Origin of the sequence: Anoxybacillus sp. LAT27, from assembly GCF_022030075.1 — a bacterium.
In the GTDB taxonomy this organism is placed as follows: domain Bacteria; phylum Bacillota; class Bacilli; order Bacillales; family Anoxybacillaceae; genus Anoxybacillus; species Anoxybacillus kestanbolensis.
In genome coordinates this window covers 1-9,474 of record NZ_JAIWYK010000016.1, presented here as the reverse complement: position 1 = coordinate 9,474, position 9,474 = coordinate 1, and the positions used below count along the sequence as shown (strand labels likewise).

Below are 9,474 nucleotides of genomic sequence, written 5' to 3'. Positions count from 1 at the left end.
CGAATAATTCTTCACGCACGCCAGAACAAGTAGCTGAAAAGCTACGGAATTTTGGCATCCCTGCAACGAAAGAACAAGTATTTACAACAAGTCAAGCAACGGCCAATTACATTTATGAAAAGAAGCCGAATGCTTCTGTGTATGTGATTGGAGAAGATGGCATTCGTCGAGCGCTTGAAGAAAAAGGGTTTACATTTGCGAATGAAGATGCAGAAGTTGTTGTAATGGGCATTGATCGCAGCATTAATTATGAAAAATTAGCGATCGCCTGCTTGGCTGTTCGCAACGGAGCGATGTTTATTTCGACAAATGGAGACATTGCGATTCCAACAGAGCGTGGACTTCTACCTGGAAACGGTTCACTTACATCTGTTGTCGCTGTATCTACACAGACGAAACCCATTTTTATTGGGAAGCCAGAAAAAATTATTATGGAACAAGCGCTTGAAGTGCTCGGTGTGCCGAAAGAAGAAACGTTAATGATCGGGGATAACTACGATACAGATATTATGGCGGGAATGAATGCCGGAATAGATACACTTCTCGTTCATACAGGCGTGACGACGAAAGAAATGTTACAAACGTATGACCGACAACCGACGTATGTCGTCGATTCGCTACAAGAATGGATGGAACGTATATAGAAAAGGCTAACCCTAGAACGCAAATGCGTCTCGGGGTTAGCCTTGTTTTTTGTTATAAAATATGCAACTTTATATCGACTAGCGGTGAAGGGGAAACAATCATTTATTCAACGTGGGCTGCGCGATGCGCTAAGCGACTCGAAGCGGCAGCGGCAATTGCTCCGACAATATCATCTAAAAACGTATGACATTTGCCAGACGATTTATCATTCAATTGTTGTAAAATACCTGGCTTTTGTTTATCGATGTAACCGTAATTTGTAAAACCAATGGAACCATATACGTTAACGATGGATAAAGCTAAAATTTCATCGACTCCATACAGTCCTTCGTCTTTTTCGATAAACGATTGAAGAGGCTCTTCCAACAATCCTTTTTCCGCTAAAATATCGAGCTGAATGCCGGTAAATAGCGCATTTTGCACTTCGCGTTTTGCAATGACTCGATTGACGTTATGAATACATTCGTCCATTTGTAAGTCAGGATGATATTTAGATTGTAAATAATAAACGAGTTCCGCAATATGTTCAATTGTTACTCCGCGATCTGCGAGCCATTGTCGTGCGATTTGCTCCATTTTTCCTATTTTCTTTTCCTCCATCCAACTTCACCTATTTCATTTTTTATTTTTTACAATGTATGTGCTTTTTTTATGAAACGTGCGTTTATTTCCTCTCTCATATGAAGTTTATACGTATTTTTTAAACATATACATGAAAGAAGGAGGGATGTGCATGGATTATTATTTTCGTGTCGATCATATGGAAACAAAAAATGATCGTTTTCTTGTTCGAAGTGGAAATGACATATATGTTGCGATACCGACGGATGAGAGAGAAAGCGACATACAGCAGTTATACTACGTGGCGATGTATATGCGAACGCAAGGTGACGAAACGATTGCGACGTTGCTTCCGACGAAGACAGGTCGATTTGTTGGAAAGTTACAAGGGATGCAAGTCAGTGTGTGGAAAATGGAAAAGAGAAATGAAACAGACGATTTAGCACAACAGCTTGCATTATTTCATCAGCGCGGGCGCACATATCCGTACGATGTTTCCACAAGAAACCGATTCGGGCAATGGGGCGAGCTGTGGGGACAACGTATTGATCAATTAGAACAGTTTTGGCAATTGCAAGTGAGATCGTCTGAAAAAAGTGAAATGGACGAATTGTTTATTGAGACATTTCCGTATTACTTAGGTTTAGCCGAAAATGCGATTCAGTATGTCGTAGATACGCAATTAGACGAAGTTCCAATGCGTAGCGATATGCGAACCATTTGTCATGAACAATTTGCGCCTGAAGCATGGGAGATGGGGAAAATACCGACGGATTGGGTGTGTGACCATGCAGGTCGCGATATAGCAGAATGGATACGAACGCAATGGCTTATCAAACAAGTAGATGAAACGATTACGCATTTTTTACGGACGTATGAACGGGTGCAAACACTTAGTCGTTTTGCTTGGCGGATGATTTATGCCCGCTTACTATTCCCACTTCATTATTTTCAAGCAATTGAAAACTATTACGGAGCAGCAGGAGACATAAGACAAGGCTATGAACAGCAATTGAGACAAGTGTTTGAAGAGAGTGATATGTATGAACAAAAACTTCGCCATTTTCATGATATGACTACTGTTTCCATTCCTCGTCTTGACTGGTTATAAATGTGCTACAATAAAACGGAGGACAATGTGCGAAAGGGGTTAAAAAGATGGGAAGACCGTATGTGTTTATTACAAGAAAATTACCGGACGATATTGTTGCTCCGTTATACGACAAATATGATGTAAACATGTGGCCACATGAGCATCTTGTTGTTCCACGCGACATATTGCTTCAAGAAGCAAATCGGGCGGAAGCGCTGATTACGATGCTATCTGATCGCATTGATGAGGAGCTATTAAAAAACAGCCCTAATCTACGCGTTGTTGCGAACGTAGCAGTCGGTTACGACAATATTGATGTAAACGCAGCGACAAAACGCGGGATTATTGTTTGTAACACGCCTGATGTGTTGACAGAAACGACGGCGGATTTGACATTCGCTTTATTGTTAGCAACAGCAAGGAGGTTAGTTGAAGCAACAGAGTTTATAAAAAGAGGAGAATGGAAAAGTTGGAGCCCGCTGTTACTTGCCGGGACAGATGTTCACCACAAAACGATTGGAATTGTCGGTATGGGGAAAATCGGGCAAGCTGTTGCGCATCGAGCGAAAGGGTTTCATATGCGCGTGTTATACTATAATCGTTCACGAAATATTGAAGCGGAACAAACGCTTGGTGCAACGTATTGTTCGTTTGACGAGTTGCTTGAGCAAGCAGATTTTGTTGTCTGTTTAACTCCTTTAACGAACGAAACGTATCAATTGTTTAATCGTGAAGCATTTATGAAAATGAAGCGGTCAGCCATTTTTATTAACGCTGGTCGTGGAGCGGTTGTTGATGAAAAAGCGCTGTATGATGCATTAATTGACGGACAAATTGCTGGTGCAGGATTAGATGTATTTGTAGAAGAACCGATTCGTGCGGATCATCCACTTTTACAATTGCCTAACGTTGTTGTGCTACCACATATTGGAAGTGCAACGAAGGAGACGAGATATGCAATGATGCAACTATGTTGTCGCAATGTGATAGCTGTCTTAGAAGGGAGAGAACCTTATACTCCTGTGTAGAGCCAAAGGGCTCTTTTTTTATTTTTTAGAAAATTTTTAAACATAAAGCGTTTTCATATGGTACGATAATGAAAATAAGGATTGTAAAAGAAATAGAGATCCTCTATAATGTCTACTATATAAAAACAAATGTTCATTACAGAAAAACAAGAGGTGGGGAAGATGGTAAAAAGCGTATCAGTTGGATTGTTAGGATTAGGAACGGTTGGTAGTGGAGTGGTCAAAATTATTAAAAATCATCAAGATAAATTGATGCATCAAATTGGCTGTCCTGTTGAAATAAAAAAAGTCGCTGTGCGTGATCGTGATAAAAAAAGAGATGTCGTCCTGCCAGAAGCAGTATTAACGACGAACGTCGAAGAAGTAATTAACGACCCGGACATTGATGTTGTCATTGAAGTCATGGGAGGCATTGAAGAAACGCGCCAATATATATTACAAGCATTAAAAAATGGAAAGCATGTCGTTACAGCGAATAAAGATTTAATGGCATTATACGGTACGGAGTTGCTCTCCGTTGCGTCTGAGTACGGTTGTGACTTATTTTATGAAGCAAGTGTAGCAGGAGGCATTCCAATTTTACGCAGCCTTGTGGACGGATTAGCTTCTGACCGCATTACGAAAATGATGGGGATTGTCAACGGAACGACAAATTACATTTTAACAAAAATGAGTAAATTCAACCGACCATATGAAGAAGTATTAGCGGAGGCGCAAGCGCTTGGTTATGCGGAAGCAGATCCGACGTCAGACGTAGAAGGACTAGATGCGGCACGGAAAATGGCAATTTTAGCTCGGCTTGGCTTTTCGATGAATATTGATTTACAAGATGTATACGTAAAAGGGATTACTGGGATTACGGAAGAAGATTTAAACTATAGCAAACGGCTCGGTTATACAATGAAATTAATCGGTATTGCCCATCGAGATGGAGAGAAAGTTGAAGTGAGTGTACAACCGACATTGCTACCGGAAACGCATCCACTTGCGTCTGTAAACGATGAATATAATGCAGTTTACGTTTATGGTGAAGCGGTCGGAGAGACGATGTTTTACGGTCCGGGGGCAGGAAGTTTGCCGACAGCAACGTCTGTTGTGTCCGATTTAGTTGCCGTCATGAAAAATATGCGTCTTGGGGTGAATGGAAGAAGTGCAGTTACTCCGCAATACGATAAGCAGTTAAAAGACGATAGCGAAATATACTCGAAATATTTTTTACGCATTCATGTGAAAGATCAAGTGGGAGCGTTTGCGAAAATTACATCGCTCTTTTCAGAACGGGGAGTAAGTTTCGAGAAAATTTTACAACTTCCTTTAAAACAAAAAGATTTAGCTGAAATTGTACTCGTTACACATCAAGCGTCCTTAAAAGATTATCGTGATGTATTGCAGCAATTGCGTGATTTAGAAGTTGTCGAAGAAGTGAAAAGCTCGTATCGCGTAGAAGGGGAAGGTGCATTGTAATGTGGAAAGGGTTGTTACATCATTATCGTGACTATTTGCCAGTGACCGATCAAACGCCGCTGTTATCGTTAAATGAAGGAAATACGCCACTCATTCCGCTTATTCATTTGTCTGAAAAACTCGGCATCGAGTTATATGTTAAAACAGAGGGGGCAAACCCAACAGGATCGTTTAAAGATCGCGGAATGGTGATGGCTGTCGCTAAGGCAAAGGAAGAAGGAAGCGATACGATCATTTGTGCTTCGACAGGTAACACGTCCGCTGCGGCTGCGGCGTATGCTGCGAGGGCGAATATGCGTTGCATCATCGTCATTCCTGATGGAAAAATTGCGCTTGGGAAGTTGGCACAAGCGGTTATGTATGGAGCGGAAATTGTTGTGATTCAAGGAAATTTCGATCATGCGCTAAAAATGGTGCGCCGTTTGAGCGAGCTGGCTCCGGTCACGCTTGTTAATTCGGTCAATCCGTATCGCATCGAAGGGCAAAAAACCGCAGCGTTTGAAATTTGCGAACAACTCGGGCAGGCGCCAGATATTCTTGCCATACCAGTTGGAAATGCAGGAAATATTACAGCGTATTGGAAAGGGTTTAAGGAATTTCATGAGAAGCATGGCACAAAATTACCAGAAATGCGCGGATTTGAAGCGGAAGGGGCGGCGGCGATTGTACGTAATAAAGTGATCGAAAATCCTGAAACGATTGCAACAGCAATTCGAATTGGTAACCCAGCGAGTTGGGAATATGCTGTTCAAGCTGCGAATGAATCAGGTGGAAAAATTGATGAAGTAACAGACGAACAAATTTTAAATGCGTATCGTCTACTTGCACGCGAAGAAGGAATATTTGCAGAACCTGCTTCGTGCGCATCTGTTGCAGGTGTAATGAAGCAAGTAGAAAGTGGAGAAATTGCAAAAGGAAGCCGTGTTGTTGCCGTTCTTACAGGAAATGGGTTGAAAGATCCGAATGTAGCGATGGAAGCGATGAAAGTTCAACCGATCGTCTTGCCGAATGATGAGGAAGCGGTGTTTGCGCATATTCAAGGAGCTGTTCTTCAATGAATGATGGGGAGATGTTAAAAATTGTCGTTCCAGGAAGCACAGCCAACCTCGGCCCTGGCTTTGACTCGATCGGATTAGCGGTATCGTTACATTTAACATTGGAAGTCGTGCGTGCAGAATCATGGGAATTTACCCCAAAAACAGATGAAGTAAAAAGCATTCCAACTGATGAAAGTAATTTAATTTATCAAGTAGCAAGTAAATTAGCAAGCGAGTATGGTGTAACGTTGCCGCCTTGTCACGTATTTGTCTCAAGCAATATTCCGTTTACTCGTGGGCTTGGTAGCAGTGCTGCAGCCATTGTGGCTGCTATTGAGTTGGCGAATGAGTTAGGATGTCTTTGTTTGTCGCAAGAAGAGAAAATGCGGGCAGCGAGCGTATACGAAGGGCATCCTGATAATGTTGGCGCCTCTTTGTATGGGGGGCTAGTGATCGGTAGTCATTTAAATGAACGTACACATGTTGTGAACATCCCACATATACCGATTGATTTAATAGCTGTCATTCCAACATATGAACTGGAAACGAAAAAATCTCGTACCGTTCTCCCGAGCGCATTTACGCGTGCGCAGGCGGTAGAAGCAAGCGCAATTAGTAATGTTCTTGTAGCTGCATTGCTTACACACAACTGGTCGCTTGTTGGTGAAATGATGGATGCCGATGTATTTCATCAACCATATCGGGAAAGTCTCGTGCCTGAATTGCAACATGTTCGTACGGTGGCGAAACGAAATGGCGCCTTTGGTGTTGCATTAAGCGGTGCTGGTCCGACGGTGCTATGTTTTGCGGAACGAGGGCAAGGAGAGAAAGTATATCATGCGTTGAAAGTGGCGTTTCCGTATAGCGATGTTCGGATGTTGTCAGTAGAGGAGACAGGTAGCTGTGTATATAAAATGGCGTTAGAGAAATGAAAAGGGTGCCCAATCATTTTTTGGACACCCTTTTTGCTGTTAGAACACTTGTTCAACTTCAACAACGCCAGGGACTTCTTCAAGCAATGCGCGCTCGATTCCGGCTTTTAACGTAATTGTGGAGCTTGGGCAGCTACCGCATGCGCCGAGAAGGCGAAGTTTAACAACTCCATCTTCTACATCAACTAATTCGCAATCTCCGCCGTCGCGAAGTAAAAATGGGCGAAGTTTGTCTAATACTTCTTGCACTTGTTGTTTAATATCTTGATCTGCCATTTTCATCGACTCCTTTCACTAATTTTATTATAATCATCATGATGAAAAAAATCTATTCACGTTACTTAACTTTTTTCCAGGGGAGAGGATGAATGATGATCGAAATATGTGTGTATGGAGCGGATATGATTTGTGCTTCTTGTGTCGGTGCTCCGTCATCAAAAGATACGTATGAATGGCTTCAAGCTGCTGTTTCGCGAAAATATCCGAACCATTCATTTCAGTTTGTGTATGTTGATATTTTTTCACCACCAGAAGATGATGAAAAGCGTCAGTTTGCGCAAAAGATCATCGATGAAGATTTATTTTATCCGGTTGTTGTTATTGATGGTGAGATTGTTGACGAAGGAAATCCGAAATTAAAAAACATTTATGAAGCGATTGAAAAAAGGGCGAAATAACTCGCCCTCATTCATTTTACAAAACACAAATCAGTAATTTGTGCTTCATGTTCAATGGAACGTTTGGAAATCATATCTAACATACGCTCTTGTCTTTTCTGAATTTGTACGAAAAATGTAGGAAATTAATATCCATTATGGTATTTGTACATCCATAAAACACCTGATTTTAGAAGGCGTGGGACGCGACCGGTTAGTGGACGATCAGCAACGAGACCAAATCCATGCTTTTTGCCTAATGATCCTAAAACGCCTTTTAATTTAATTGGTGGAAATTCGCTTGGTGGTTCTTCGCCTTTCCACCGCTTTTGCAACACTTGGGCGATTTGTTCTGCCTGACCTTCAGCAAGTTGAGCGCTCGGGGCATGTGGTAAGCTTGCACAGTCCCCAACGACGTATACATTTTCTATATTCGGTATGTGATGTCTAGGTGTTAACACAACACGTCCTTGATTGTCTTTTTCAACATTCAGTTCGCGGACGACGCGATTCGGTTGAATGCCGGCAGTCCACACAATCGCATCACAGTGGATAGCTTCATCGTGGTTATACAACGTATGTTCTTCGACTTTTGTAATATTGGATTGGCGAATAAGCTCAACACCATGTGAATGAAACCATTGTTCTACGTAATGACTTAGCCGTTCAGGGAACATAGACAAAATACGTGTGCCGCGATCAAACAGTTTCACGTGTAAATCTGGACGACTCTCTACTAGCTCGCTTGCCAACTCCACACCGCTTAATCCAGCTCCAACGACGCCGACAATGCTATGCGGTGGGAGATTGCTTAGCTTTTGGTACGTTTCTCTTGCTTTATCGATAGTTTGAATGCTATAAGTAAAAATGTCTGCACCGGGGACACCGTGATATTTGTCTTCACAACCTAATCCGATGACTAAGTCATCGTACGGAATACACGTCCCATCTTGAAGGTGAACGACTTCGTGATGAAGATCAATTTTTTGGACCTCACCAAACACATAAGAGAGGCGAGGGTGTTCTGGGAACGGGACGCGAATATGCTGGTCGCTAATCGTCCCAGCAGCCAAAGCGTAATATTCGGTTTTTAAGCAATGGTATGGAATGCGATCAATTAATGTAATATAAATATGTTCTGGTAAATTTGGAAGTATGCGGAGTAAAATGCGCATATTTCCGTATCCGCCGCCAAGTAGCACGAGGTTTCTCATGGAAGATTTCCCCTTTTGATAAAATTCGACCATTAAAAGTATAACGAAATTGTGACAAAATAACAACATTTTTTCGAGAAACATGAATGATTAAGGTGTTTTTTTGACAGTAATATTACATCATTTTTTATGAAAGTGTTATAATGATAAGATTGGGGTGAATATAGTGTTAAAACCGATTGTTGAATTTTGTATAAGCAATTTAGCAAATGGTTCCCAACGTGCCCTAGAGCAATTAGAGAAAGATCCTAACTTAGATATTATTGAATATGGCTGTTTAGGGTATTGTGGGAAATGTGCCAATACGTTGTTTGCGATGGTAAATGGGGATATTGTCACAGCAGAGAATGCGGATCAACTTGTCGAACGAGTTTATGCATATATTGAGGAAAATCCAATGTTTTAGGGGGCTATTGTGCCCCCTCAGCTTGTCGACAAAGTCGACAAGCTGTTTTAATATATAGGTATAAGGGTATAGGAGGGGGAAATCGGATGCTTCAACGTCATCAAGAAGATCGTAGACATGTGGAAACAACGGTAAAGATTGATGACCTTGTTCCTGAGGATCACCTTGTGCGTAAGCTAGAAAAAGCGATTGACTTCTCTTTTATTTATGACATCGTCAAAGATCTATACTCACCCGATCATGGACGACCAAGTATTGATCCGGTTGTGTTGTTCAAAATGTACTTGATCCGTTATATCTTTGGCATTCGTTCGATGCGTGAAACGGTGGAACAAATTCGAACAAACGTGGCCTATCGATGGTTTTTAGGGTTGAGTCTTCATGATCCTGTCCCACATCATTCGACTCCAAGCAAAAACTACGCACGACGTTTTGCAG

12 protein-coding genes are annotated in these 9,474 nt (G+C 41.7%); 9 read left to right on the top strand and 3 right to left on the bottom strand.

Annotated elements, in window-relative coordinates:
* Positions 1 to 644, top strand: a 644-nt coding sequence (locus LD028_RS01460) for a TIGR01457 family HAD-type hydrolase (protein ID WP_237810690.1), incomplete at its 5' end; no start/stop codon positions are given.
* Between the two features lie 103 nt (positions 645 to 747).
* On the opposite strand, the gene LD028_RS01455 is transcribed toward LD028_RS01460, so the two are convergent.
* Positions 748 to 1,245, bottom strand: coding sequence for a phosphatidylglycerophosphatase A family protein (locus LD028_RS01455; protein ID WP_237810689.1), 498 nt, complete (start codon positions 1,243 to 1,245; stop codon positions 748 to 750).
* 133 nt (positions 1,246 to 1,378) lie between these two features.
* Here LD028_RS01455 and yutH point away from each other — a divergent pair, with 133 nt between their 5' ends.
* The 5 genes from yutH to thrB all read left to right on the top strand — a co-directional run bounded on the left by yutH (position 1,379) and on the right by thrB (position 6,760).
* Complete coding sequence (yutH, locus tag LD028_RS01450) at positions 1,379 to 2,317, top strand: spore coat putative kinase YutH (protein ID WP_237810688.1); 939 nt, start codon at positions 1,379 to 1,381, stop codon at positions 2,315 to 2,317.
* Between the two features lie 47 nt (positions 2,318 to 2,364).
* A complete protein-coding gene (locus LD028_RS01445; protein ID WP_237810687.1) occupies positions 2,365 to 3,327 on the top strand; it encodes a 2-hydroxyacid dehydrogenase in 963 nt (320 codons plus the stop codon).
* Positions 3,328 to 3,489: 162 nt separating this feature from the next.
* Positions 3,490 to 4,791 (top strand): homoserine dehydrogenase, encoded by a 1,302-nt coding sequence (locus LD028_RS01440; protein WP_035020619.1) that lies wholly within the window; start codon positions 3,490 to 3,492, stop codon positions 4,789 to 4,791.
* Positions 4,791 to 5,849, top strand: a complete 1,059-nt coding sequence (gene thrC, locus LD028_RS01435) for a threonine synthase (protein ID WP_237810686.1) — start codon at positions 4,791 to 4,793, stop codon at positions 5,847 to 5,849. The genes LD028_RS01440 and thrC overlap by 1 nt, the downstream gene beginning before the upstream one ends.
* Entirely contained in the window at positions 5,846 to 6,760 is a 915-nt protein-coding gene (gene thrB, locus LD028_RS01430; RefSeq protein WP_237810685.1) for a homoserine kinase, read from the top strand. The genes thrC and thrB overlap by 4 nt, the downstream gene beginning before the upstream one ends.
* A gap of 39 nt (positions 6,761 to 6,799) precedes the next feature.
* Here the strand turns inward: thrB and LD028_RS01425 are convergent, their stop codons facing one another.
* Positions 6,800 to 7,036: a NifU family protein gene (locus tag LD028_RS01425; RefSeq protein WP_003398276.1), complete on the bottom strand. Its 237-nt coding sequence runs from the start codon at positions 7,034 to 7,036 to the stop codon at positions 6,800 to 6,802.
* 95 nt (positions 7,037 to 7,131) lie between these two features.
* Here LD028_RS01425 and LD028_RS01420 point away from each other — a divergent pair, with 95 nt between their 5' ends.
* A complete protein-coding gene (locus LD028_RS01420; protein WP_193330541.1) occupies positions 7,132 to 7,437 on the top strand; it encodes a YuzD family protein in 306 nt (101 codons plus the stop codon).
* A gap of 125 nt (positions 7,438 to 7,562) precedes the next feature.
* On the opposite strand, the gene LD028_RS01415 is transcribed toward LD028_RS01420, so the two are convergent.
* The gene (locus LD028_RS01415) at positions 7,563 to 8,630 is read right to left on the bottom strand and encodes an NAD(P)/FAD-dependent oxidoreductase (protein WP_237810684.1); all 1,068 of its coding nucleotides are present in this window, start codon (positions 8,628 to 8,630) and stop codon (positions 7,563 to 7,565) included.
* Positions 8,631 to 8,796: 166 nt separating this feature from the next.
* Between LD028_RS01415 and LD028_RS01410 the strand changes: the two genes are divergently transcribed.
* Positions 8,797 to 9,036 carry a YuzB family protein gene (locus LD028_RS01410; protein WP_237810683.1) on the top strand — a complete coding sequence of 80 codons (240 nt, stop codon included), beginning with the start codon at positions 8,797 to 8,799 and terminating at the stop codon, positions 9,034 to 9,036.
* An 86-nt stretch (positions 9,037 to 9,122) separates the two neighbouring features.
* Positions 9,123 to 9,474, top strand: a 352-nt coding sequence (locus tag LD028_RS01405; protein WP_237810682.1) for a transposase, incomplete at its 3' end; no start/stop codon positions are given.

What these genes read in the sequence shown, in the direction of transcription:
- LD028_RS01455 (WP_237810689.1), bottom strand. Translation starts at nt 1,245, where the DNA reads ATGGAGGAAAAGAAAATAGGAAAAATGGAGCAAATCGCACGACAATGG.
- yutH (WP_237810688.1), top strand. Translation starts at nt 1,379, where the DNA reads ATGGATTATTATTTTCGTGTCGATCATATGGAAACAAAAAATGATCGT.
- LD028_RS01445 (WP_237810687.1), top strand. Translation starts at nt 2,365, where the DNA reads ATGGGAAGACCGTATGTGTTTATTACAAGAAAATTACCGGACGATATT.
- LD028_RS01440 (WP_035020619.1), top strand. Translation starts at nt 3,490, where the DNA reads ATGGTAAAAAGCGTATCAGTTGGATTGTTAGGATTAGGAACGGTTGGT.
- thrC (WP_237810686.1), top strand. Translation starts at nt 4,791, where the DNA reads ATGTGGAAAGGGTTGTTACATCATTATCGTGACTATTTGCCAGTGACC.
- thrB (WP_237810685.1), top strand. Translation starts at nt 5,846, where the DNA reads ATGAATGATGGGGAGATGTTAAAAATTGTCGTTCCAGGAAGCACAGCC.
- LD028_RS01425 (WP_003398276.1), bottom strand. Translation starts at nt 7,036, where the DNA reads ATGGCAGATCAAGATATTAAACAACAAGTGCAAGAAGTATTAGACAAA.
- LD028_RS01420 (WP_193330541.1), top strand. Translation starts at nt 7,132, where the DNA reads ATGATCGAAATATGTGTGTATGGAGCGGATATGATTTGTGCTTCTTGT.
- LD028_RS01415 (WP_237810684.1), bottom strand. Translation starts at nt 8,630, where the DNA reads ATGAGAAACCTCGTGCTACTTGGCGGCGGATACGGAAATATGCGCATT.